The 26310-nt window shown below is 38.4% G+C and carries 22 protein-coding genes and 1 pseudogene; 8 read left to right on the plus strand and 15 right to left on the minus strand.

From position 1 onward, the window contains the following. The first annotated feature begins 25 nt into the window (after positions 1-25). Entirely contained in the window at positions 26-904 is an 879-nt protein-coding gene (locus ACFINR_RS01220) for a methyltransferase (protein ID WP_375652336.1), read from the plus strand. Between the two features lie 7 nt (positions 905-911). On the opposite strand, the gene ACFINR_RS01225 is transcribed toward ACFINR_RS01220, so the two are convergent. Continuing rightward, positions 912-2267, minus strand: a complete 1356-nt coding sequence (locus ACFINR_RS01225) for an L-cystine transporter (RefSeq protein ID WP_375631545.1) — start codon at positions 2265-2267, stop codon at positions 912-914. 797 nt (positions 2268-3064) lie between these two features. On the opposite strand from ACFINR_RS01225, the pseudogene ACFINR_RS01230 reads away from it, so the two are divergent. Further along, positions 3065-3663 (plus strand): annotated as a pseudogene (locus ACFINR_RS01230) (type ISP restriction/modification enzyme); the annotation flags it as partial. A gap of 980 nt (positions 3664-4643) precedes the next feature. On the opposite strand, the gene ACFINR_RS01235 reads toward ACFINR_RS01230, so the two are convergent. Then, the gene (locus ACFINR_RS01235; protein WP_375612076.1) at positions 4644-6017 is read right to left on the minus strand and encodes a glutamate--cysteine ligase; all 1374 of its coding nucleotides are present in this window, start codon (positions 6015-6017) and stop codon (positions 4644-4646) included. Between the two features lie 68 nt (positions 6018-6085). After that, a complete protein-coding gene (locus ACFINR_RS01240; protein ID WP_375613542.1) occupies positions 6086-6829 on the minus strand; it encodes a 16S rRNA (uracil(1498)-N(3))-methyltransferase in 744 nt (247 codons plus the stop codon). Positions 6830-7064: 235 nt separating this feature from the next. Here ACFINR_RS01240 and ACFINR_RS01245 point away from each other — a divergent pair, with 235 nt between their 5' ends. Further along, a complete protein-coding gene (locus ACFINR_RS01245; RefSeq protein ID WP_273790383.1) occupies positions 7065-7208 on the plus strand; it encodes a hypothetical protein in 144 nt (47 codons plus the stop codon). Positions 7209-7523: 315 nt separating this feature from the next. On the opposite strand, the gene ACFINR_RS01250 is transcribed toward ACFINR_RS01245, so the two are convergent. Next, complete coding sequence (locus ACFINR_RS01250; RefSeq protein WP_375652337.1) at positions 7524-9404, minus strand: AsmA family protein; 1881 nt, start codon at positions 9402-9404, stop codon at positions 7524-7526. A 316-nt stretch (positions 9405-9720) separates the two neighbouring features. Here ACFINR_RS01250 and folD point away from each other — a divergent pair, with 316 nt between their 5' ends. Next, a complete protein-coding gene (gene folD, locus ACFINR_RS01255) occupies positions 9721-10620 on the plus strand; it encodes a bifunctional methylenetetrahydrofolate dehydrogenase/methenyltetrahydrofolate cyclohydrolase FolD (RefSeq protein WP_375629801.1) in 900 nt (299 codons plus the stop codon). Between the two features lie 66 nt (positions 10621-10686). Here the strand turns inward: folD and edd are convergent, their stop codons facing one another. The 7 genes from edd to ACFINR_RS01290 form a co-directional block, all read right to left on the minus strand. After that, positions 10687-12510: a phosphogluconate dehydratase gene (edd, locus tag ACFINR_RS01260; RefSeq protein WP_375638021.1), complete on the minus strand. Its 1824-nt coding sequence runs from the start codon at positions 12508-12510 to the stop codon at positions 10687-10689. A 55-nt stretch (positions 12511-12565) separates the two neighbouring features. Continuing rightward, entirely contained in the window at positions 12566-13318 is a 753-nt protein-coding gene (gene pgl / locus ACFINR_RS01265; protein ID WP_375631536.1) for a 6-phosphogluconolactonase, read from the minus strand. 10 nt (positions 13319-13328) lie between these two features. After that, positions 13329-14801, minus strand: a complete 1473-nt coding sequence (zwf, locus tag ACFINR_RS01270) for a glucose-6-phosphate dehydrogenase (protein WP_375652338.1) — start codon at positions 14799-14801, stop codon at positions 13329-13331. 120 nt (positions 14802-14921) lie between these two features. After that, positions 14922-16205 (minus strand): NAD(P)/FAD-dependent oxidoreductase, encoded by a 1284-nt coding sequence (locus ACFINR_RS01275; protein ID WP_375637536.1) that lies wholly within the window; start codon positions 16203-16205, stop codon positions 14922-14924. Positions 16206-16216: 11 nt separating this feature from the next. Further along, entirely contained in the window at positions 16217-17644 is a 1428-nt protein-coding gene (locus ACFINR_RS01280; RefSeq protein ID WP_273790377.1) for a glutamine synthetase family protein, read from the minus strand. 458 nt (positions 17645-18102) lie between these two features. Continuing rightward, entirely contained in the window at positions 18103-18399 is a 297-nt protein-coding gene (locus ACFINR_RS01285) for a class I SAM-dependent methyltransferase (RefSeq protein WP_375613552.1), read from the minus strand. 116 nt (positions 18400-18515) lie between these two features. After that, complete coding sequence (locus ACFINR_RS01290; RefSeq protein WP_375652363.1) at positions 18516-19121, minus strand: hypothetical protein; 606 nt, start codon at positions 19119-19121, stop codon at positions 18516-18518. Positions 19122-19581: 460 nt separating this feature from the next. Here ACFINR_RS01290 and ACFINR_RS01295 point away from each other — a divergent pair, with 460 nt between their 5' ends. The 4 genes from ACFINR_RS01295 to ACFINR_RS01310 all read left to right on the plus strand — a co-directional run bounded on the left by ACFINR_RS01295 (position 19582) and on the right by ACFINR_RS01310 (position 22626). Continuing rightward, positions 19582-20235 carry a radical SAM protein gene (locus ACFINR_RS01295; RefSeq protein WP_375652339.1) on the plus strand — a complete coding sequence of 218 codons (654 nt, stop codon included), beginning with the start codon at positions 19582-19584 and terminating at the stop codon, positions 20233-20235. Positions 20236-20259: 24 nt separating this feature from the next. Next, complete coding sequence (locus ACFINR_RS01300; protein WP_375652340.1) at positions 20260-21003, plus strand: hypothetical protein; 744 nt, start codon at positions 20260-20262, stop codon at positions 21001-21003. A gap of 10 nt (positions 21004-21013) precedes the next feature. Continuing rightward, positions 21014-22234 (plus strand): MFS transporter, encoded by a 1221-nt coding sequence (locus ACFINR_RS01305; RefSeq protein ID WP_375652341.1) that lies wholly within the window; start codon positions 21014-21016, stop codon positions 22232-22234. Positions 22235-22329: 95 nt separating this feature from the next. Beyond that, positions 22330-22626, plus strand: a complete 297-nt coding sequence (locus ACFINR_RS01310; RefSeq protein WP_375652342.1) for a hypothetical protein — start codon at positions 22330-22332, stop codon at positions 22624-22626. Between the two features lie 623 nt (positions 22627-23249). Here ACFINR_RS01310 and ACFINR_RS01315 read toward each other — a convergent pair. The 4 genes from ACFINR_RS01315 to ACFINR_RS01330 form a co-directional block, all read right to left on the minus strand. Then, entirely contained in the window at positions 23250-23456 is a 207-nt protein-coding gene (locus ACFINR_RS01315; RefSeq protein WP_375652343.1) for a hypothetical protein, read from the minus strand. Next, positions 23441-23614, minus strand: coding sequence for a hypothetical protein (locus tag ACFINR_RS01320; protein ID WP_375652344.1), 174 nt, complete (start codon positions 23612-23614; stop codon positions 23441-23443). The genes ACFINR_RS01315 and ACFINR_RS01320 overlap by 16 nt, the downstream gene beginning before the upstream one ends. 423 nt (positions 23615-24037) lie before the next feature. Continuing rightward, positions 24038-24211 carry a hypothetical protein gene (locus ACFINR_RS01325; RefSeq protein WP_273790372.1) on the minus strand — a complete coding sequence of 58 codons (174 nt, stop codon included), beginning with the start codon at positions 24209-24211 and terminating at the stop codon, positions 24038-24040. A 544-nt stretch (positions 24212-24755) separates the two neighbouring features. Continuing rightward, on the minus strand, positions 24756-26099 hold the full coding sequence (locus ACFINR_RS01330) for an MATE family efflux transporter (RefSeq protein ID WP_375652345.1): 1344 nt from the start codon (positions 26097-26099) through the stop codon (positions 24756-24758). Positions 26100-26310 lie beyond the last annotated feature (211 nt).

Below are 26310 nucleotides of genomic sequence, written 5' to 3' on the forward strand. Positions count from 1 at the left end.
TCATAGATCGAAAGTGTTCTACAATATGTCGCATCCTTTAATTTTTGATCATAACCGCATTGAACAATTCCGAAAACGTGCCTTTCAAAAAGCAAAAAAAGGATGTGACTTTTTACTCTCTCACATGGCAGAAGATCTCTATAAACGCCTTAGCACTGTTGATCGCCTCTTTACATTAGCTCTCGATTTACACAGCCATACAGACCTTGCTGCGCAAGCTTTAATGAAATCTGGAAAAGTTTGTTCCATAGAACGCATTGAGACCGATACGCTTTATCAAAGCCATGATAAAAAATTTCATTTACGTCATCGAGAATTTCTTGATTTACCTCAAAGTTACTGTGACCTTATTGTTTCACTTCTTTCATTACAATTGACCAATGATACCCCTGGTGTTCTAAGCCAGATAAAAAATACCCTTAAACCAGATGGCTTATTTCTTGCTGTTATGGCAGGAGCTGGTACATTAAGAGAATTGCGCGAAAGCCTGCTGCAAGCTGAAAGTGAAATTTATGATGGAGCAAGCCCTAGAATCTACCCTTTTGCCGACATTCGTGATGCAGGCGCTCTTTTACAGCGTGTTGGCTTTGCCCTGCCTGTAGCAGACGTTGAAGATATCACAATACGTTATAATACAATGTTTGACCTTATGCACGATCTTAAAGCTATGGGAATGCAAAATGCACTCATCAATCGTTCACGACGCCCTGTATCCAAACGTTTTTTTCTCCGCGCAGCTGAAATCTATGCACAACGATTTAGTGATCCTGATGGACGTATTCGTGCACATTTTTCTTTCATCTGGCTCTCTGGTTGGGCTCCTCATCCCAATCAACAAAAACCGCTACAACCTGGTTCAGCGCAAATATCTCTTACAGATGTTTTACAGCCCCAAAAAATATAATCTAAAATTATTTTTTAAAAATACTTTTATCTGTTGTCCGTAATATTTGACTGGTGACCGTTCCAGCTATCATTGAATCGCTCACGTTTAGAGCAGTCCGTCCCATATCAATTAGCGGTTCAATAGAGATAAGTACAGCAACCAAAGTAACAGGAAGCCCCATAATTGGTAACACAATCAATGCAGCGAAAATAGCACCTCCCCCCACACCAGCAACACCAATAGAACTCAACGTTACAACACCAATAAGCGTAGCAATCCAAGTAGGATCAAGAGGATTAATACCCATAGAGGGTGCAATCATGGTCGCAAGCATCGCTGGATAAAGACCAGCACAACCATTTTGTCCAATTGTTGCCCCAAAAGAAGCTGCAAAACTCGCAATGGATTGTGGTACACCTATCCACTGTGTTTGCGCTTCAATATTCAAAGGAATACTTGCAGCACTTGAACGACTGCTAAAAGCAAATGTTAAAACTGGTAAAACCTTTTTGAAAAAACGAAAGGGATTAATCCCAGAAATACCAAGCAATACACCATGAATTCCAAAAATTAAAATAATACCGACATAAGAAGCAATAATAAAAACCAGTAAATTTAAAATATCTGCAATACGCGATATTGCTCCTACTTTCGTCATAAGTGCAAAAATACCATAAGGCGTCAAAGCAATCACAATACGGACTAACCGCATAATCCAAGCTTGTGCCACTTGAATAAATAAAAGCGCTTTTTCTCCTTTTTCTGGCTCATCTTTCTTTAAAAGAAGAACCGATGCACCTAAAAATGACGCAAAAATCACAACACTAATAATTGACGTACGTTTAGCTCCACTCAACTCAGCAAATGGATTTTTAGGAATCATAGACAAAATCATCTTTGGTATATTCATATCTCCAAGTTTAGAAATATGACCTTCAAGAAGAGCAGAAACATTTTGCCCTTCATGCACCAAACCATCGGTTGTTAATCCAAAAAAATTAACCACAAGCACACCAACCAATGCTGAAAGAGCCGTTGTAAAAAGCAATATTGAAATTGTTATTATACTCATCTTTCCGACAGCATAAACAGAATGTAAATGAGCAACTGCTGAAACGATAGAGATAAAAACCAGTGGCATAACAATCATTTGCAACAATAAAATATAGCCCTCACCGACAATGTTAAACCATTCAACGGATTTCAATAAAGTGCTTTCACCCTCTCCATAAATAAACTGCAAAACACTTCCAAAAATCAAGCCAAGGATAAGCCATAGCATAACACGTAGTGAAAGACTCCATTGCATTTTCTTACTTTGAAAAACCAACAATAAAAAAATAACAAATAGAAATAAATTGACGAAAAAATTAAATGTCATTGTCTATGCTCACTATTATTATGGTTGACATAAATAATCTGCATAATTCAAAATCAATGCATGATATTTAAAATTAACCTATAAAGCTTACAAGGCTTTTACAAAATCATTATTTTTTTAATTTATAGATTAAAAGAGAATTTTTTATCTACTAATAACTGTTTAAAGAAAATAAATAAAATTATTTTCTTATTATTTAAATTTTCACTCTCATAAAATAGTTAAAAAAGAGAAATATAAGCAGCATTCATTGCATCTTAATACTGAATAATTCCAGCATATCTTATCCTATAAATCTCCTTACCTCTCTCTTTTTCTATTTGAACTGAAGCGAGCTTTCCAAGCAAGGATGAATTAACAATCGAACATTCATGATTTTTCTAGAAAATACACCAACAAGCTACTTCTGCTCATTTTATGGACTGCACTCTCAATAGCTTTGATCAGCACTTCAAATATAATTATTTTATTGAAAATACTTTTTATACATTCTTTCTTTGCTCTCAATGAAAGCTTTTTTATTTTTCAAAACTCTTTTTATAATCATAAAAAGGCTTTGAAATACAACATGTTGATTTATAATCATAATTTACTGTTTTGCATATTAAATGAGAGTCCCGAATAACGTAAGATTCTCTCATTTCAAACCTGTTTATCTTGAATCAATCAAAATCATTTGCTTGCACGTCACAAGCAGGGCTGGCGTATGAGTAAAAATGTATAAGAAAGGAGTAGAAAGACCTCTTATGAAACATCTTAATGCAAGAGTTGCCGTAACATTGGAGGGCGGAGCTTGAGCAGAAAATATAAATAATATGATTGCTTTTTATAATAGCGCAGTAAAACGTTTTAACGATACCTATTCATATGCTGATCGAACAACACGTGCACGTGCTATAGATAATTTTGTCACTTTAGATATAAAAAAGATAAGTTGGAGTTATAATGTTACGCAAGAACTAATAAGAGGAAAGGTTTTTGAATTTGAAGAGGCATGCCTCACTCAGAGTTCATATCATCCTTTTACGCAACAGTGGTTTTATTATAATCGGAATCTCAACGATGGAATTTACCAAATGCCTCGTATAGTCCTGATAGGACAAAAAGTTGAAAATAGGATGATACAAATTACAGGCATAGGAGCACGAAGCGTTTTTTCTGTATTGATAGCTAAGAATTTGCCTAATCTAGATGCAATAGATACAGGTCAATGCTTTCCACGGTATCTTTATAAAAACGTTGAATCTCTGTAACTGTTCATGATGAAAAACAATCCCATTTGTTTGCAAATTCAATAAAGGAAAGAAAAACATCTGGTTTACAGAGGCGTGATGCCATTACGGATGAAGGACGAGCACATTTTAAAGCTGCTTATCCTAGTGAGAGCATAACAAAGACGATTACAAATTTCTAGATAATGAAAACAATGGAAAAGACTGAGGATATATGATTAAAATGAGAGGCTTTAAGCCTACAAATATTATAAATTTTATGAATAGTACAGTTTAAAGCATTAAAAGCAGTCTTACAGCAGATTTACAATGTATGGGGATAATTAATTGCCTATAATAAGTTGCGCTCATACTGATAAAGATTATTCTGCTATAGAAATGTTGTGCTTTTTTGAATTTTTGTGCGTATTCAAACACTCATTCGTTACAAGCTCAATCTCTTTATCTCGTGCCTCTTTATCAAGAATAATAGTATTTTAATATAATACCCCTTTGCATACAAATAGTTATTTCTTATCTATGAATAGCTTATAATTTCATATAACTCTATGAAGATAATATTTTTTATTTATCAATATTTAATGATGTAATTAACACATTCATTATATATAATAATCTTTATTTCTATCTATTTACATAATATATTTCTTTTTTTATAAAAATAAAATTGAGTTATACATACATAGATCTATCGGTATTTTTTCTACTGTCTTTTTAGCGCACTGAAAGATTGATATCGTAATTTTTGTATAATAAAATACTCTTTCATATAAGCATCGTATATTGAATTATAATAATTGACTATTAGCCGCAAATTATATTTTTTATCCCTTTTAAAAGTAAAAAATATAATTTTCAGACCTATTCATAAGTAGGCTTAGCCAAGTGAATAAAAAATGTTTGATAATAAGCTTTATCTCTTATGAACTATCTTTAGTACAAAGGGACAACATTACGATTACGGAAATATCGTGATATTATTGGGTATAAAAATCACACTGCCCAAGAGATTTTTGTATTGTATCCTTTCCGTTATGAGAAATGTTAAAAGCAAGGTAGGATATGCTCTCTAGAGAAAATGAGTGAATGAACCACCACGGTGATATGCATTTTTAAAAAAGTAGGAAGTATCTTTGCTTCAAATTTAATAGGCACATTCTAAAAATAAAGGTTCTACCGACTCATTCCAAATAGAATAGTAATGGGACAAAAATTTTTCAGCATCTGTTTGCCCCATTGCAACAACCTCTTCTAGAGGATTAAGAAAATTTGTTTCATCAAAACCATTCGTATCATACTGTTTGCGATTTTTTAAGCCTTTGCGAGCAATAGCGAGAGCTTGACGTGCTAACTCTAAAAGAATAGTTTGACGAAAAGGAGTTCTTAACCCTTCTTTAGGAACGCGTTGGCGCAACTCTAAAACTTCTTCAAAACACCAATCTTTTGTCAAAGCCTCTGCCTCATTAAGTGCTTCCCTATCATAAAGAAGCCCAACCCAAAAAGCCGACAACGCACAAATGCGCTTCCAAGAACCACAATCAGCTCCCCTCATTTCTAAAAATCTTTTTAAGCGGACTTCAGGAAATAACGTTGATAAGTGATTAATCCAATCTCCCATGTTTGGAATTGAATTTGCAACTTGTCCTTTTAATGCTCCATTCATAAACTGACGAAACGTTATGTGTGTACAATCATAATAACGACCATCACGCACAACAAAATACATTGGAACATCAAGGGCCCATTCAACATAATCAGCAAAACCAAAACGCTCAGAAAATACAAAGGGCAGAACGCCTGTCCTCTGATTATCCGTATTACGCCAAATTTCAGAACGCCACGATAAAAAGCCATTTGGGCGCCCTTCTGTAAAGGGCGAACTTGCAAATAATGCCGTTGCAATGGACTGTAACTTCATGGATACTTGCATTTTTCGCCGCATATCACTTTCAGATGAAAAATCAAGATTAACCTGAACTGTTGATGTGCGATACATCATATTAAGACCATTATACCCCACTTTAGGCATATAATCAGTCATAATCTGATAACGTGATTTAGGCATTCGCGGCGTTTCAGCTAAAGTCCACTTTGGACTAGCTCCAAGACCTAAAAAACCTATACCTAATGGTTCTGCAATTTTTTTGAGAAGAGTTAAATGCTCCATCAACTCGTAATATGTATGGCTTACTGATTTTAATGGTGCACCAGATAATTCAAATTGTCCCCCAGGTTCCAAAGAAATGGCTCCCTGATCAACTGATCCTACGAGCCCAATAATATTCTCTTCATCTAAAATAGGTTTCCATCCTAAGGCGCTTTGCATCCTCTCTAAAAGCGCTCGGATTCCCCTCTCTCCTTCATAAGGAACAGGGTGAAAACCATCTCTATAAAACGGAAATTTTTCATGTTCTGTACCAATGCGCCAATCATCTTCTGCTTTATACCCCCCTTGGAAATAGCTAACCAAAGAATCTAAGTTATAAATTTCACTTTCATCAGTTATATCAAGCGCCATAACTTACCGTATCCTATAATTGGTATCATCATCTTAAATAAATTGTTTAGAATGATTTTACAGATTTCTCAATCCATTGCCCAATCCCCCACGGTAGCATTAAGAAGAGCCAAAGCAGCAACAGCGGCAGTATCAGCGCGTAAAATACGCGGACCTAGTGATATTGGAACCACAAAAGGATGTTTTTTTAAAAAGCTCCGCTCTTCTTCACTAAAGCCACCTTCCGGTCCAATAAGAATACCAGGTGTTGTAACGTCACGCTTTTTAAAAGAAGGTAATGGATTATGCGATTTATGCTCTTCATCACAAAAGAATAAAGGCTGTGTCTCATCCCACTGTGCTAAAAGTTCTGCTAATGATAGAGCCGATACGCATTCAGGAAGAGATAAAATTCCACACTGTTCAGAAGCTTCAATAACATTGGCTTCCATACGCGCCATATTGATACGCGTAACCTGCGTATGATGCGTTATAACAGGCTGCAAAATCGATACCCCCATTTCAACAGCTTTCTGCACCATATAATCCAACCGCGCATTTTTGAGTGGAGCAAAGCAATAAATAAGATTGGAATGCGTCGTTTGTAATCTTTCTTGATGGATAAGCTGAACCACAACAAATTTTTTCTTAACAGTGATAAGTTTAGCAAGCCACTCACCATCCTGTCCATTAAAAAGTAAAATTTCTGCTCCTTCTTTCATACGCAAAACATGCATAAGATAAGAAGCTTGTGCCCCCTCTATCTTTATTTCTTCATTCAAAGCCAATGTCTGTCGGATAAATAATCTTTTAAGTTTATAATTTATGCGCATAAAAATTTTGCCAATGCTCACTATCGTCATCGAGAAAATGAAGAAAAATATATAGCAAAAAGAAAAAATTATATCTATAGAACTATAATATATTAAAGAATTATAGAGTTTTTTTAGCTTTATGAGATAATAATAGGAACTTATAGATCCTTAAGTGATTCTGCTTTCATAAAAGTTTAAATAATGCACCATTCATCTTTGCATTCAGTCATTGATGCATCCGTGGAGGAAAAATATGTCTGCTAAAAAAGCTACAATTATTACGATTACAACCCTCTTAGCCTTTATTTTGATTACAGTGGGAATTGGTTCTGTTGGAGCCGACGGGAAGCATACAATTACCAAAGATGGCTATGGTATTTCTTCTGCGATTCAATAAGCACTGGCCAACATCCTCCTTAAAATTTTAATGTTTTTTAGCAATTTTTATAAGATTAGCACCGATATTATGAATCTCTTGTATTTGAAAGATTCCATAAGAAGGTTTTTTATTCCTCTCTTCAGTCATTTATCTATACCAACCTCACTTATTATGACGGTGAGGATGGTTTTTACTGCTTCACGACGAACGGATTTAAAATGAGAGAATCTTCCGATAATGGGAGCTCTGATTTAAATTTAAAAGACAATTTTAAGTTGCAAAAAGACGAATTACCATTATAGGATAGAATATTATACAGATGAAAAACGATACTCAATCTGCGTTAATATCTTTTGTAACCCAAAAATCACCATGATTTTGTCCTTTAGAGCTTAGAGAAAATGTAAAAGGCCATGCAAGGCTATTAGCAAGACATTGGACATCTTTACATAAAGTTTCTGATCTATAGTTTTTGCGTAGTTGTGCCTGTAATATCAGTTCATTTTCCTTCCCTTGCGCAATAGCAGTTGCAATGGTTCCTTGAATGGATAAGCTCAAGTCTGCTGTACGCATTAATGACTCTGTTACCTTCATCATACCTTCTGAAAAGCTTGTCTGAATATCCCAGTGATCAAATGTTGTTGAAAAAGTATCATTATTCATTAAAAGAAATTGTTGTTTATTTGAAAGTCTTGTTTGTAATTCATTCAGATCATACCCTAATAGCCGACCAGAAGACATCTTCAGTGTTAACTCACCCTGCATTTTCGTAAAAATTTCTGGCCAAGAATCAGCAAGTGTTCGTACCGTTGCAGTAAAATTCGTTTTGCTTTGTATAAATGGAATAAATCCCAAGATTTCTAAAGTCTCCTGCATATCAATAGAAGCACCTGAAATATTTCCTCCAATACGCACTTTCTGTCCAGCTGAGGTAACTTCAATATTACTTTGCACAGATCCACCAAAAATATTCGCATGTCCAAGATCAAAAATACCATGACCATCTCTTATTTGTATTGCAGCAGCTAAATTTGTGAGTGAAATATTTCCTATTTTAGCTTGTGGCGCAGAAAGTCGTATATCCACGCCAATACAATCAAAAGTTCTCATGTCAAAGCAGGCATTTTTCTTTTTACCTGAAAAAAACATTGAACCCAAGAGGCTAAGGTCTAGATTATCAAAGGCTAAAGAGCCCATGACATTTGGTACATAATCTTGAAAATCGAGTTTTAAAGCTCCTCGCGCATTGGCTTTCCCCATCGTAAATGTAACATTGTTCATTTGGATATGCATTGGCTGCGCTAAAAAATGAGATTCCCATACAATGGGTATTTTTAATTTATGTCCCCAAAACTGATTTCCACCAACCCAAGACAATGTCTGATTCCATCCAGGAGAACGCATTGACACTTTTCCGTCAAAAATATAATATTCAGATAATCGAGCCTTTCCTGTAAAAGTTATTCCCCCACGTACAGAATTGAGACTTGCCCTAATATGACTTTTGCCTCCAGCAAGAAGCAGTAATGCTTGAGAAGCATCAAGTGATAATTTTGTAAACTCTCCGCGCCAACGCGCATCTGCACGTAACCGTACTTCCTGAGTTGATTCCGGCCAATCTAAAGTTGCATTTAATCCTGTTATTTTTTCTGCTACTCCTGAAAAACTATCGTGATACACAAGAACACCATTTTTAATGACAATCCGTCCAAAAGGTTGTTTTAAAAGGTGCTCTATCTCTGGATGCTCAGGATTATGTTTTAATATTTCACGCGTATTACGTATTGCCACCCCTAATGCACCTTGTGAGCGAGAAAACCGATCAAAAAAATCTGCTATTGTTTTAACAGGCTTTTCCATAACAAATTGAGGACGCATAATCCGCGTCTCTGAAAAAGAAATATGTCCCCAAAGAAGATCGACGACAGAAAGATCAACTTCTATTGATTCAGCTTCCATTAATGGCGCAACATCATCCATTTTTGATGTTAAAGTAACGCCAGAAAGAAATGCTTTAGGATAAGGAAAAAGATGTAACCGCGGTGGATCACGCAATTGCACATTGTAACCCGTCCATGCACTTAAATCCTGCGCTAAACGAATACGAATCGCATCTGTAGAAATAAGATAAGGTAAAACGAGAATCCCCACTCCAAATAAAAAGATAATTGTAATAAAAACTCCGCTCAAAAATTTTATTATTCTGATGCGCACATTATCCCTCTATACTTATCCCCCTATAACAGATTAAAAACAAACTTAAATGATCATAAAAAGTTTTTATAACCCTATAATTCACTATATCCACTTTGTATCTTCATTATTTTTGTTCTTTATCCAAAATTTATTCAAACAGCAATGTTGCTGCTTCTTTATAAAGCAATTATTTAAAAGTCTTCAAAACTATAAATCCACAACATTATAAAACCATTCTTACTGTTCTCATATGAATATTGCTATAAAACTCTATCGTATTATTAGAAAATGCTTTACAAAAAAAAACAAACAGCCTTACCGAAAGGATCTCTGAATGAATAATATTATCGACGGAAAAAAACTTGCTGAAGAGATTATTGTGAAAGTTAAGGCCGAAACAGCAAAGCTCCGCCATCACTATAATATACAACCTAGTATCGCTGTTATTATCGTTGGAGATGATCCTGCAAGTCAAGTATATGTCACCTCAAAAAATAAAAAAGCCGAAGAATGTGGGTTTCTTTCAATCAAACATGTCGTTTCCAAAGAAACGCAAGAAAAAGAACTCCTTCAACTTATTGCAACATTAAATTCTGATCCCAAAATTCATGGTATTTTGGTACAGCTGCCTCTCCCTGCTCATATGAATACAAATCGCATAACACAAGCCGTTGCTTTCCAAAAAGATGTTGATGGTTTTCATTATATTAATGTAGGAAAACTCGCGGCAAATGCACTTGAAGATGCAATTATTCCCTGCACTCCAGCTGGTGCCATGATGATGATTGAACAACACTGTGGACGAGACTTATCTGGACTTGATGCTGTCGTTGTTGGACGCTCTAATATTGTTGGAAAACCTATGGCTGCCCTTTTAACAGCAGCCAATGCCACTGTGACAATTGCCCATAGTCGTACCCGTGACCTTGATGATGTGTGTCGAAGCGCTGATATTCTAGTAGCAGCTGTAGGCCGCCCACAAATGATTAAAAAAGACTGGATAAAAGATGGTGCAATTGTTATTGATGTCGGTATTAACCGCGTTGCTGCACCAGAAAAAGGTATAGGGAAAACACGTCTTGTTGGTGATGTCGATTTTGAAAACGTAAAAGAAAAAGCTGCTGCGATCACCCCTGTTCCAGGAGGCGTTGGACCAATGACAATTGCCATGCTTATGGTTAATACACTCAAAGCCGCCGCGCGATCACACAATCTGCCGATACCAAAATTCTAAAAATTGTAACAATTCCTTGTATATGGTTTCATTGTATATGATTCAGCTTATTTATTTTTGCATTTTTCATGTCATAAAAACAGATGCCCCTTGATCTGCACGATTAACGGATTGACGAAAAACATGAAAAAGTTCGCGTCCAACACCATGTTCGTTTTTTGAAAGATCCGGAGGTATGATTTTTCGCGCGTTAAATTTTGCTAAATCCTCCAAAAGAGTTAATTTACCCTCATGAGCATCAAGAAAAACAATATCACCATCCTGCAAACGTGCAATGGGGCCATTATCCACTGCTTCTGGTGTCACATGGAGAGCAGCAGGAATTTTTCCTGACGCTCCTGACATACGCCCATCGGTTATCAATGCTACCTTTTGACCGCGATCTTGTAAAACGCCTAAAATGGTCGTTAATTTATGAAGCTCTGGCATACCATTGGCTTTTGGTCCTTGATAGCGAATGACAGCGATAAAGTCTTTATTATGCAACACTCCAGATTTAAAAGATTTTTGTAGTTCCTCTTGATCATTAAAAACAAAGACTGGTGCTTTAATCTGCCAATACTCTGGTTTAACAGAGGAAACTTTTATAATAGCTGTTCCCAAATCTCCTGATAAAACACGAAGACCACCATCAAGCTGAAATGGCTTTCTCCACCCCGCTAACACCTTATGATCACCACTTTCCTTAAGAGCCGCTTCACGCACCACATGACCATCAGCAGAAAGCTTTGCTTCAATTGCATAAGCATTGAGATCTTTACCAAAAACCGTAGAAACATCTTCATGTACCAAACCTGCCTCGATAAGCTCGCGAATAATAAATCCCATTCCCCCCGCAGCGTAAAAATGATTAATATCTGCTAAACCGTTAGGATAAATGCGCGCTAAAAGAGGCACAACGGATGAAATTTCTGCAATATCATGCCATGTCAATTTAATACCGCAAACAGCAGCCATAGCAATCAAATGAATCGCATGATTGGTAGAACCTCCTGTTGCATTTAATCCTACAATGGCATTCACAAAAGAACGCTCATCAATGATCATACCAAGTGGACTATAATGATCACCAAGATCTGTCATTTCAAGTACACGTTTCGTGGCTTCTTTTGTTAAAGCATCACGCAACGGTGTATTCGCATTAATAAAAGAAGCTCCCGGCATATGAAGCCCCATCATCTCCAGTATCACCTGATTAGAGTTAGCTGTTCCATAAAATGTACATGTTCCTGGTCCATGATAAGAACGTGCTTCTGATGCTAGAAGTGTTTGACGATCTATTTTATTTTCCGCGTAAAGTTGACGTATCTTCGCTTTTTCATCATTACCTTGACCACTTGTCATAGGACCAGCAGCTATAAAAATTCCTGGTAAATGACCAAATGTTAGGGCACCAATCAATAAACCTGGCACAATTTTATCACACACCCCAAGATACAATGCTGCATCAAAGACATCGTGTGATAAGCTTATAGCTGTTGCCATTGCAATTACTTCACGCGAAAAAAGGGAAAGCTCCATCCCCGCATTTCCCTGCGTAACACCATCGCACATCGCGGGAACACCACCTGCAACCTGTGCAACACCACCAACCATACGGGCCGACTCTTTAATTAAGTGAGGAAATTTTTCAAAAGGTTGATGTGCTGAAAGTATATCGTTATATGCCGTGATAATGCCAATATTCCCAACGATATTTCCCTTCAAACGCTCTTTATCTATTGCACCACAAGCAGCAAACCCATGAGCCTGATTGGCACATCCTAAAAAACTCCGTTTGGGGCGATGAACTTGTGCTTTCGCAATACGATCTAAGTAAATTTCTCGTGTTGATCGAGAACGTTCATAAATTCTTCGTGTAACTGTGGCAATTGTCTTGGAAAGTGCCATATTTCTCTCCCCCTTTCATTGTTTCTTCCCCTCATTCATTGAGAGAGATTACGTTTTATTCACTTTGTGTCACATATTTTGATTCACTTATTTCATTTTCTGCAGGCGACCAATAAACCTGAACGAGATGAGGGGAATTACGCAGAATTGCCCGAATAGGCATTTCTATTTCAGACCCGTCTTGACAAGCTTCTTCAAAACAATCGCGTTTCTGAAAACCTTCGAAATGGAGAATAACGCAACGAGATTGCATAATAACTGGCAAAGTTAGTGAGAGTCTTGGCTCAACAGCGCTCTTGGCATGAAGGGGTAAAACAAGTGCTTGCGTTCGAAGATCAAGCGCTTGCTTTAAACGATCAGCATCAGGAAAAAAGGAAGCTGTATGTCCATCCTCCCCCATTCCTAAAACAACAACATCAAAGGGTTTAGGCAAAGTATTAACACGACTCGCCGCTGAAAAAGCAGCAAGTTCAGCAGTAATTGCTTTATGATAAAGCCCTACAAAACGTGCTTTTTCGGCAAAATTTTGTAACAAATGACACCGTACCATATGTTCATTTGAACGTTCATCGTGTGTAGGGACAAAACGTTCATCGACCAAAGTGATAATAATATTTTGCCAATCAATATCCGCTTTTGACAAATAATGAAAAAACAATTCTGGTGTTTTACCACCAGACACCGCTAAAACTGCTCTCTTGCGCTCAAGAACAGATACACTAAGCTCTGCGGCTACTCGATCTGCTAATGCCAAGGCTAAAGTCTGAGGGGTTTCAAAATCTAAACGGTCAATATTCATTCTATACATACTTATTGCTCTAAACTAAATTGTTCCATATACGCCCATCACGTTCCATGAGGCTCATCGAAGCAGACGGCCCCCACGAACCAGCGTTATAACTGTGAACAGGCTGTTTTATTGCTTCCCATCCCTCAATGATTGGATCAATCCAACGCCAAGCAGCCTCAACTTCATCACGACGCATAAACAGTGTTTGATCTCCACGAATAACATCCATTAATAAACGTTCATAAGCATCAGGATTACGTTCAGAAAATGCGGAAGCAAAACTCATGTCTAATGGAATGTGACGAAATCGCATACCGCCATAACTTGGATCCTTAATCATCAACCATTGTTTTACACCTTCATCAGGTTGGAGACGAATTACAAGCCGATTAGAAAAAATTTCATCTAAATCCACATTAAAAATATTATGAGGAATAGGTTTAAAAACCACAACAATTTCAGACATTCGCGTGAACATGCGCTTACCTGTTCGTAAATAAAAAGGCGTATTAGCCCAACGCCAGTTATCAATCTTAACCTTAAGTGCTACAAATGTTTCACTCTTACTCACTCTTCCCAGATCATCAAAATAAGACTCTACCGATATACCATTTGATAGACCAGAAAGATACTGCCCACGTACAGTATGCTGCCCTACATTATGGACATCAAGCGGTGTTAAAGAATGTAAAACTTTAAGTTTTTCATCGCGCACAGCATTAGCACTGTTGGTAAATGGTATTTCCATCGCAACCAAACAAAGTAATTGTAGCATATGGTTTTGAACCATATCGCGTAGAGCACCAGTGCTTTCATAATATTCTGTACGGCCCTCTAACCCTAAAGATTCAGCAACGGTTATTTGAACATGATCAATATAATTGGAGTTCCATAGCGGTTCATAAAGTGTATTAACAAACCGCAATGCCATTAAATTTTGAACAGTTTCCTTCCCAAGATAATGATCAATACGAAAGATCTGTTCTTCATTAAAGGCGCTTGCAAATACATCATTAAGTGAAACCGCTGTTTTTACATCGCAACCAATTGGTTTTTCAATGATAATCCGTGTTTGTGGTGTCACCAAATCATTTTTTTCCAACTTCATCGCAATATCAGCAAAAAGTGACGAACCAACAGCCAAATAAAAAGCTCGAACATCCGCTGAATCTTGTGACAGAAGAAGGGCTAAATCCTCCCACCCTCGATTTGAGGTAACATCAACAGAAACGTAAGTTAAACGTGCAAGAAAACGATTGAGTTCTGTTGAATTTAGATCTTTTGGATGGATATGTTTTTCTAAAGAAATGCGGACAAAATTTTGATATTCTTCACAACTTAAGGAAGTGCGCGAAACCCCAATAATACGTGTTGGCTCACTGAATTGCCCAGCACACTGACAATGATACAAAGCCGGCAAAAGCTTGCGCAACGCCAGATCACCATTGCCACCAAAAACAATACAATCAAAGGAAGAAACTGGAATAATTTTACGCACCATGAACTTGTTTATTTTTCTATTCGATTATGAAATCCCATATCACTTATAAAAGCTTTCATCATTAAAGCAGACAGATACTAAATAAGCCATTAATTTTCTTCATTTCAAGCAATGTTTACATTAAAGGCGATCCAATAAAGAAAACCAACGCATTGCTAAAAATATAAGCGGATAACGCAAAACTCTTCCCCCCGGAAAAGATGAAATCTTTAAGTCTTGGAAATAGGAAAAACGTTCATATTTTCCAGTTAACCATTCTGCGTATAATTTTCCCACGAAAGGAGCCAGCATAACGCCATGCCCTGAATAACCACCACAATAAGTCATCCTTGAAAAAATTTGGCGAACATAGGGCATGCGTTCAACTGTGATGGCAACCGTTGCTCCCCACCGATGGCTTAAATTGATAGAATGTAATTGAGGATAAATTTCAACAATTTGCCGTTTTATACGTTCATCTAAATTTAGAGGATGCTTATTATCATAACTTTCTACACCACCAAATAAGAGACGATTATCAATGCTTTTGCGAAAATAGCGAACCATAAAACGGGAATCATCAACCGATTCCCCCCCTATAAGAATTGAACTATGCTTTGGTAATGGGTCCGTTGCTCCAATATAAGAGCGAATAGAAACAATATTTTTTTCAATAAAACGCTCCAGACCAAGTTTATACCCATTTGTTGCAAGTAAAACATGCTCTGCTGTTACACTACCTTTTTCTGTTATTACTTTCCAATGTGCTCCCTTGCGCCTTACGGTCGTTACTTGTGACTTCTCATAAAGCTTAGCACCAGCATCTTGTGCTCTTTTTGCCAACCCAATAATCAATTTTAAGGGATTTATATGACCGGTATCCGCATCATAAATACCACCACAATAAAAAGTTGATCCAAGTCGCTCAAATGTTTCAGCCTTATCCATAAAAGTAAGCGCGTGATAGCCATAACGCTGCATCGCCTCAATATGCCGTTGATAAGAGAGAAGCTCACGCCTTTTATGAGTTACAGAAAGCTGTCCTCCTATCAAATCACACGGACAATTAGGCATTGCGCATAAAGCTAAAATATCTCTTTTAGCTTCTTCTGCCAAATCAAACAGAGCCTTACTCCGCTCAAAACCATACTTTTTTTCTAATGTTTCTACCCATTGCCGTTGCCCTGTTCCCAGCTGTCCACCATTGCGCCCTGAAGCACCATCACCAAAACGTGATGCTTCAAATAAAACAACATCTACTCCAGCTTTGGCTAAATGATAAGCAGCCGAAAGACCCGTAAATCCGCCTCCAATAATGACCACATCACACTGTCTGTTTTCACAAAAAGAAGGATACGATGGACGTTCTCTTAAAGCATCCTCATACCAAGAAATTCCTGGAGAAATTGAATTATAATCAATCATCGTCATAAAATTTAAACATTCAGCAGGAGATATTCACGCTCCCACGGACTGATTACTTCCATAAAAGTTTCAAACTCTTGGCGTTTGATTGCAGCATAAGTACTGACAAACACATCCCCTAAAATAGCACGTATCACTGTATCTTGTTCAAACAAATTGACTGCCTCAATGAGTCCACGCGGCAACTCAATATTATCAGCGTTTACATTATTTGTCGCTGGCTCATCCGGCTCAATTTTTTGTTGCAAACCAATAAGACCACACGCTAAAGAAGCTGCAAGGGCTAAATAAGGATTCGCATCTGATGAAGGAAGTCTATTCTCAACACGCCGCGCTTGAGGAGCAGAACGGGGAACTCGAAAAGCTGTAGTACGATTATCATATCCCCATCGCAAATTAACAGGAGCCGAATTATCAGGGACAAGACGTCGATAAGAATTCACATAAGGTGCAAGCATCACAAGTACCCCTGGCATATGTTTTTGCAATCCACCAATAAAATGGCGAAAACAGATACTTTCTTCACCATTTTCCTGTGTAAAAATATTCATACCGGTTTTCTTATCAACAACCGATTGGTGAATATGCATAGCAGAACCCGGCTGCCCTTGAATGGGTTTTGCCATAAAAGTTGCATACATATTATGTTTTAGTGCTGCTTCACGAATTGTTCGTTTAAACATAAAAACTTGATCCGCTAACTCAATAGGATCACCATGACGTAAATTAATTTCAAACTGACCTGCTCCTTCTTCATGAATGAGGGTATCAATTTCCAATCCTTGTGCCTCTGAAAATTGATAAATATCATCAATCAAATCATCAAATTCATTAACACCAGCAATGGAGTACCCCTGTCCACCACCAATTGAACGCCCAGAACGACCAACCGGTGGAACTAACGGATAATCAGGATCGGGATTTTTTTGTACCAAATAAAACTCAATTTCTGGTGAAACAACAGGGCTTAAACCCATTTTTGTGTAAAAGTGAACCACCGTTCGTAAAACATTGCGTGGTGTGTAATCTACAACCTGACCATTTTGATACACAAGATCACAAATCACCTGTGCCGTAGGAGCATCTTCCCATGGAACAATGCTTAACGTAGAAAGATCAGGCTCAAGGCGTAAATCACCATCTGCTTTAGGATATTCAAAACCATGACCATCTTCCGGATAATCCCCTGAAATTGTTGCCATAAAAACTGCTGAAGGCAATGCCAATGATGTTTCCGATGTAAATTTTTTAGAAAGCATCATCTTGCCCCGTGGTACCCCTGCTTGATCAGGCGTAATACATTCAATATCCTCTACCTTACGGAAAGCAAGCCATTGTGAAACTTGTTCCCAATTGTGCACACCACGTAAACTTTTGAGAAAACGAGAAACAGGTTTAAAATTCTTACTTTTCGTTTGTTTACCATTTTTTACATCCATAACATACCAACTTTAAAAACAATCAAGTCCTATTCTTATTGTATCAGCCCATGCATAAACGACACGAAAAAAATTTATCAACTGATATTTTGAATAATACTATAAGATCCATCAAGGTAAAAGAACTTTACGCTCAACAAGCTATCCTATCACCATAGTGAAAAAATTGATATTGCACGCGATACATCGGTGCGAACCTTCTCCTTATATAAAACAGCGAGAAATACCATATTGTACGTAACCTAATTCCGATTCAAATAATCATATATAAACAAACATTGGCGAGAATAATAAAGGCGAGATATTTAATTTCCTTTTGGTTGTAGCAATGCTTAATTAAAAGAAAGGCAACTTTTCTTTTAATATTATGAAGCAAGTTTTGTAACTCTATTATTATCCACATAGAAGTAAACACCCTAGGATGGTGAGTAGCCTTTACAGCTAGTGCTTACAAACACTCACCCCGCCATAATATGCGTAAATGTATTTTCAGGATAAGACATACGCTCAGCATTTCCAATATGAAACTTAACCATCGCCTGCATAACAGAGCTATCAACCTTGTTCTGAGCGGATGGTACAAACTCTGCACTTATATCAATTCCCACCGCTTGACATTGCACTTCACACACAATATTTAGAGTTGAGAATCCAGTAGAGCATACCAAATCCAATAGATAGGATTTTTTGCTAATTGCGCCATGCGTGATCCAACATCTGATAGTCTCCAGCCCACTAGGAGGTGTGTTGTTTATATCTAAAAAGCCAAAAAATCAGGATATGAGAACACAATAATATCAATTTCCTTTGAACTAACGTCCTTTATCGTCGGTCTTCCACCATCGTAAAATCTATTTTGTATCAGTTTCTTTCACATACTTTGACTTATGATCTCGTGATACTGTGCAGATTGAGTACACATCCCCAGAGCCCAGATTATAATTAAGTTCGTACCATTCTGCTCTTTTATAGAGCTAATATTTGAAAATAAATAACCATAATCTTCAGATATAATACGCCTAGATTCAATAATTACCGTAAGCTTATGTAAATCACAACCCAATTGTGACAATGCCTCATAAATTTTACGAGGGTATTCGTCATTGACCGTCATGGCATCGCAGAACGCTGTGGAAGTCGAATATCCCCCGCCTAGACTGATAAAACTTTTTTGATCCTTCAATGCGTAAATATCCTTTCCAGCCTTAGTTAAGGTGGATACTATTAACTCAGTCGAATTCAAATTAGAGCCCACATGCAAAGGCACCCCATTAAGCCTAATCCTATTGGATTCTAGCAAAGATAATGCGGCACGTAACTTCGCCGCAGTCATACCAAAACACGATCTATCCCTGTTTGCCAGTACATGGCACAATCTCAATGAGATTTTAGGTAGTATATCAAAATGGCGTGCAAGAGTGATGATGTCATGTAATTCGATAATATTATCACACTGGATATTTATATGTTTTCTAATAGGATAACTCTATCTCTTCTCGAAGTTTTACAGGGATATTAAAAAATGTATCTCTACCTTTAAAACCATCTTTTTGCGCTAATGATATCTCATAACCAGACGCAAATTCCAAGTCCCAGCAACATAACAATGATGCCCCGCACGTCCATTAAAATACCCTGCTTTTTCTCGCCCTAGGCATCCATAGCCCGACCACGTAAAACAGGATACCAATTACAATATCAGACCATAAGACTGCAAGAGAAAGTTTTTTTATAAATAGACATTTTTTTATCTTTCCATTGCCTCTTAAACAAGCTCATCTGTTCATATAATGAGTTATATGTATAATACATATAACTTCTACAAAAGGAGGATTCATTATGTTCCGTGAAAATCTTTGGTAATACACTCGGATAATTGGATCACCAGTCGCCCGTCAATAATATAGTGCGCGTTAAGAAATTGGGGGAGATAAGCTATGCAACTCGTGGATCATCCTTTTGTGAAATTCGATCAACTCAAGCTGATTTACAACTTCACATATCCGTTATTTCGCACTATTTCAAATGAATTTTACGATTACCTAGACTTTAATAAACTAGCGCACAGTAAGCAGATTCCACAAGCGCATACTATTTCTCTTTATTTGCATATTCCCTTTTGTGAAACCATCTGTTCCTTTTGTCCCTTTCAGAAAGGGGACTACAAGCACGTTAAACAAATCGAATCTTATATGTCAGCGCTTACCACAGAGATCAGAACCAAAGGAAATTTCATTCGCTCGCTTAGAGGGCCCATCCGCAGCATCTATATAGGGGGCAGCACACCATCGCTTTTGTCGGCAGATAATATCCGACACATCGGAAAAGTATTGCATGCCGAATTTGAGCTCTCTTCCTTAACCGAATTTACACTGGAAAGCGAACCGAAGAGCGTCACACGTGATAAACTTTATGCTGCCCGTGAGATCGGCGTTAACCGGATGAACTTCGGTGTACAGAGTTTCATTGAGCGTTTCCGATCATTGTTTAACCTCACCTCAACACGTGAACAAATCAACAATACCGTGGCTTTGTCACAAGAGATAATTGGACATGTCGGTTTCGACCTACTATATGGCATGCACAGCTAGCAAGCCGAAGAACTATTATACGATTTGAAGCAAGCCAGCGAGCTTCACCCTGAAACCATCAACCTTCATGCAATCAACAATCTGGCTATCACGTCGCAACTGCATAAGTCTTACGCACAAAAAGGGCTAAAACCGTCCAGCCTACAGCATCGACAAATGCTTCGATTATTTAGCGATATCGTTATGCGCAGCTGCGGCTATGCGCCGTGTAATGGGCATTCCTATATCAATATTGCCAATAACACTCCTCTAACGCTCGCTAAAACGAGTTCAGCTAATTATTTCCGCTATCACAAATATTTGCATGGTTATCATGACGATTATGTCGTTGGCTTTGGGGCGTCAGCACTGTCGATTCCCAGCTCACTCGTCACACGAGCCAATCCCAGTCGAAGCGGATACATTACCGACATACAACTTAAAGGAAAATCCAAAGTATACTACAATTGGGTATCAGCAGAGCAACAAGCCTCCAAGGCTTTGTGTATGAGGCTACCTTATAACGGTTATGCCAAAAAAGAAAGAATTGACTGGACCGCACTCCCCTCTTTCGTTTACAATAACCTACAACAGCTCATAGGTGCAGGTCTCATCGCAGAAAGTGATAACGATCTCCAGCTGACTCAGCGTGGTTGGCAATGGTATTCCAACCTTATGTATTTTCTTCTACCTCAGGCAGATAGGAATATCTTGGACGGCTATGTCGCAAACATGCTGAATACAACCGCCGTACTTGATGGACCAGCGGAAACCTGTGTGGCATCTTAAGGAGAACAGAATGTTCACGCTTTTTGCCAACAAGAACATACGCTATTTTTGCCTAACCGTTAGTCTGCTCGCCTTACTCAGCGGTGCTTTGCGCACTGCCATCCCGCTATTAGCAAGACAATCTGGATATGGCGTAGTCGGAGTAAGTTGGGCGCAAGGTCTCTTCTCATTAGCGTGGCCAATTTTCGGCATCCTTGCAGGCGTTTTACTTGATCGCTGCGACAAAATAAAACTTGCCACCACAGCTCTCTTCATCTTCATGCTACTGCATATTGTCCTGTTCATACTACTTATGATACAGATTACTCCAGCCGAACAAATTTTCTTCTATGCAACCATTGCTGGATTCATCGTCGTTTCTGCCGAAGCTTATATAATGACGATTCCACCACTTATCATGGAGGGAGAGCGATTGATGACCTTCTACTCTATTGTCTTGTTCTTAGATTTCGGGGTCTCCTATTTTCTTGCCCCTGTCATAACAAGCAGCATTTTAGCGCATAGCACCCTGCTATTTCTCGGCCTGTTAATCGTGCTTTTTATCGCATTGATTTTTACCGCTCGCCGTGCTGTTCCGACATCGCCAGCACTTGATAAAGAAAACATCACTTTCCGTTATATCATTGCCGGCTTTCATTTTATTTTTTCAAATCGGCATCTTACCTCCCTTACATTACTCACATTCTTTCTATCGGTGGTATTTGGAGCATTCCTAACCTCATTCATCTTCTTCGTTACCGACAGTCGGTATCTGGGCCTACATAGCAGCCAATATGGCGTGATGTTTGCAGCCTACGCGCTTGGAACAATGGCAGGTGCCCTATTTGCACCGCGTATACGTTATGCACCGGTGCGCCTAGCTGTTCTCACTGACGGTTTAGGAACTGTTGTCTTGTTGCTGATTCCAGCCTTTTCAAAAAGTGCTGTCGTCGTATGGGGCGTCACCTTTATTGCTGGCGTTGGAGCAAGCTTATGGTTTATTGGTGTTACCGCCTTCAGGCAGCGCCTCACACCAAAGCAACTTCTCGGGCGAGCTAATTCTGCTTTTCGAGTGATAGGCTATGCTGGAACGCCGGTCGGAAGCTTTTTGGTCGGCGTCCTTGGTTCTTTTATATCATTGCAGTTTGCTGCCACCTTTATCGCTGGACTCCTATTGGTGGCTATCGCAATAACGCTTCCTTTTCTTTGGCAGGCTGATCATATAGACACACCCAATCCTTCCACGAGGTAACAGCTGCTTTAAAAAAAAGACACGGTCAAAAAGGCACACATACCCTATTACGCAATCAATTGATCTATTCTTTGGACGAGAAAATTATCACCATAATGGCTGATAGAGCCAGCGGCACTATAGAAGCAGCCAAACAAACGCTAAAGACAAAACAGCCCCTTTACGTTGATTGGGCGATGATCCAACGCCTATATGAAGGATGCAGAGAGCTTATAGCGTACGAAGTGCAATTCTTAACCAAAAACTCCGCCCTAGCAATACCCACTTATACTCCAGTTAATCCGTTACCCGCTGGACATCAAATGCCTCACCCCTCTGCTCCTCAAAATACATTTTGCTGCACTTACGCGCCGTATTCTTCCTTTGTAATTAGCCGTATTCTTCCTTTGTAATCAAAAGAGCAGCCCTCCTTTCCTAGTTTAGGATCTTTGCCTACACAACGCAGCAACAGATGCGACCATATATGCAATCACGCCTTAGGGCCTGCATAGTAGAAAGCTTAGTTCGAGAGATTCATAAAGCCTATATTCCAATAAATTTTCCACCCAATCCACCTTTTAAAAGGGCGGCTTTATATAAACCGTTAGAGCAAGCTATGAAATCCTTAGGTGTATTAGAAATAATTGACGGTTTTTACCTCAGACCAATGTTGATTGACTTTTACTCGTACATATACGCAAGCGGTGCTACTCTTTTCTTAGATAGAAAGGACATAATCGTTACCATCTGACCTATTATTGTTTGAAAATAAAGAAAAAGTATCAGTGTAACTGATGATATTGAAGAGCTATCTCATTATGTAGCTGTACCTAATTACGGCATTGGGAAGCTAGACACGCAATCACCCATTTCTGCGTGCCTTCTGCATGATATTCATAAGATTTTATTACGCGGTAAACGCGGTACGTCCAAAAGCCTTAGCGAATTTCGCAAAGCACAAAATTAGCTTGGGGCGGTACGCAACTAAAGACAGCGTCATTCGTGCCGCCCACTCTTACCACAGCCACCACTCTCTCTACCACCATCCCCGCTTAGAATCGCGCCAACTCATCACCGGTGCCTCGTTAAACACCACACCAGTTTCAAGAGCGGTAAAATGCGCCTTGCCGCATTTAATCTTCAGCATTTCTTTAAGGCGCAAATCAAAATCGCTATTCGTTCCTTTTGTTTCCAGCACAAAGTAAAGCTTTTGTTCGCCATCCCTCTCTAAAAAACCGCCCAATCAGGCGTATAAGAACCAATGGGAGTGGCTATTTTTAAATTTCTTGGCAGTTTAAAAAACAATCTTACATCAGAGTCATTATCGAGATTTTGCGCAAACTCTTTCTCAATACGGCTCTCACAAATCTCATGATCATAAATACTTTTCTCATTGACCACCGTCGGCCCTATGATCGCCTTTTCCGACCTAATTTTACAGATGTAGAATCAATCTTATTGTGATGCGCACATCCAGAGATTATTTTATCCTCTGCATTAGAACCAAAAACATGAACAATACGCAGAGGCTTCGGTAAGAAGGCCAACCGCTCAATCTCAACCTACACGAAAATACATGTGCAGGCGAATGCCCCCCATAATATGCAATATTTCAAGCCCGTCCATAGGGGTACCCCTTTTAAAAATTGTGCCTATGGCTTATAATAATCTCCAAAGTATATATTTAGCCCTTGTCTGAAATAACTCAATTTTGGATTGATGAAAACGAAAACGCGCTGCGATAATCACGTTGCTCAGCCCTAATAACCGGCGAAGGGAGCCAATATTCCTGTACCACCAACGACTAACTAACGGTATTTCCTATCATTTTTGATCATATCCTCCACCCTTATTGTACATTTTATCAGCAAGATGTGCGCAGCAAGCCCGTACATTTACGCTGCTAAGTCTCCGTGTACGGTTTTCATTCTCAAACGCAAAATCATCTTTAGCCGAAGCAACTTGATATTGCAGCGCCTGTCCATAAAGCGTATGCACAATTGGTACCAAATATACACAGGGCAGTGCGCATTTTGGGTTATATTGTCATGAGAGAGATGACCAAAAACTTTATCCCAAAAGCATTATACTCTAAATTATCAAGAGCATTCTTCAATCACCCTGAATAAGACCCGTGATAAACAGGGCTTGCAAGAATAACATCGTGAGCGTCTGCGATTGTTTTGACAAATGCATGCGTTTTAGCATCACAATGGTAATGACTTATAAAAACAACAACTTTTTTAAATGCCTCCTCAACGGCGTATGAATATAAGCACGTTTTTTCTCGTCATTTTTTAAGGTATTAAACTCTTCCAATCTACCGAACTTACTCTTAAATTGTAGCCGAATGATTTTAATAAACCCATATTATTTTAAAAACTCAACAAATAATATTGAGGCTACAATCAAAGACACTTCTTTTCAATATTAAGCAAGTTTTGTAACCTATATTGTTATCTCCATAGAAGTAAAACAGCCTCTATGGACGATGAGTAGCTAAGCCTTCACAGCTAGTGCTTTACAAGCGCTTTTATAACACTCACTCTGCCCCAAATATAGGATTGCATTTTATTAAATAACCCACGCGCATATAATTAAAGAGAGAAACGATTAAGCTTGCACCAATCATGCCAAGCCAATAGCCAATAAAGTCATATTCAAAAAAATGCGCCATTAGTGCTCCCCCAAATAGGCCTAACCCCCAATAACTTATTGCTACAACAATTGTTGACCAAAACGTATCAAGCAAACCCACAAGTATGCCATTGAGCATAGCTCCTAAAGTGCCAAAAGCAAAAGACAATAAAATGAACGGAAGCAACTTCCAAGAGAAAACAACAACGCGTTCTGAAGAAATATTAAAGATGGTTGTAAGGATGAATCCATAAGAGAGATAAACAATCCCTGATAAAAACAAGACATAAGCTACAGCAAAAACAGTGACACTCATACGCAGCTGTTTTAGAGCCATATTATTCCTATCTGCTCTATACCACGCTGCTATTGTCGCGGCTGCGCTGGAAATCCCCAAAGCCACCACAGAAATAAGCATATCGAGACGCATCCCTATCGTATGCGCGGCCAAAGATTCGACCCCATAAGCCGTAATCATAAATGCAATGACCGAAGGAAAGCCCTCCGCAATAAGAATACGTATACCAATGGGTAGCCCTACTCGCAGCAATTTTATTATTCGTGAAATCTCTAACTTTGGTCTCAAATAATTAAAGCGAAAAGAATGAAAAGCAGAATTGCGGGACAAAATTATTGCTGCTGCAATAACAATTAAAATACGGATCAAACTGCTCGCAATTCCTGCACCAAAGACACCTAATCCGCTTGCAGAACCTATACCAAAAATAAGCGGCCAAGAGATAAGAAAATTCACAAGGATAGCCGCAAGCATAACCCAAGTTAAGGGCTTTGGATTACCAATTGCTGACAGCAATCCTCGGCTATTCACATAAAGATAAAAAAACACCACTCCTATAGCAGCGCCACTATTATATTCCTGTGCTATATTGGCAATTGTCTCATCTTGGCCGAGAAGACACAAAATATTCCTCGTATTGAGTAAAATGATTGCACTCATCATTCCAATCACAAGGGAAAGCCATATTCCTTGATCAAACCATGCCTTTAATGCATATCTATCTTGTCTGCGAAAACTTTCCGCAAGTTTTGGTGCAACCGCGGTAATAATACCTAGCCCAAACAACATAACAAAACTAAATATACTCAGAGCTAACATTGTACCACTCAAGGCTTGCACGCCTAAATGCGCTACAAGCGCTGCATCTGTGAAGGAAATCATCATCTGAGAGATCAACCCAACAGCCAGTGGCATGCCAAGAGAGAGCAATTGCTTCATCACAACAAACATTGTGAAATACCCTTCCATATTGAAGGGCATATTAAGCTCAGATCTTTTAAACAAAACACATTGATTTTTTCCGTAAAGTCTTTCCATCGCAAGTCTTGTGTAAAGGCTGCATAATGAGAACGCATTAAGGTAAGAGGAGATGCCCAGTTCTTAAAAAAGAAGCGCAATGCACCTTTATTGGTTTTTTGTACAATATTATGCCCCCAAGCAA

This window comes from Bartonella sp. AP19HLJMH, from assembly GCF_042196245.1.
Lineage (GTDB): Bacteria > Pseudomonadota > Alphaproteobacteria > Rhizobiales > Rhizobiaceae > Bartonella.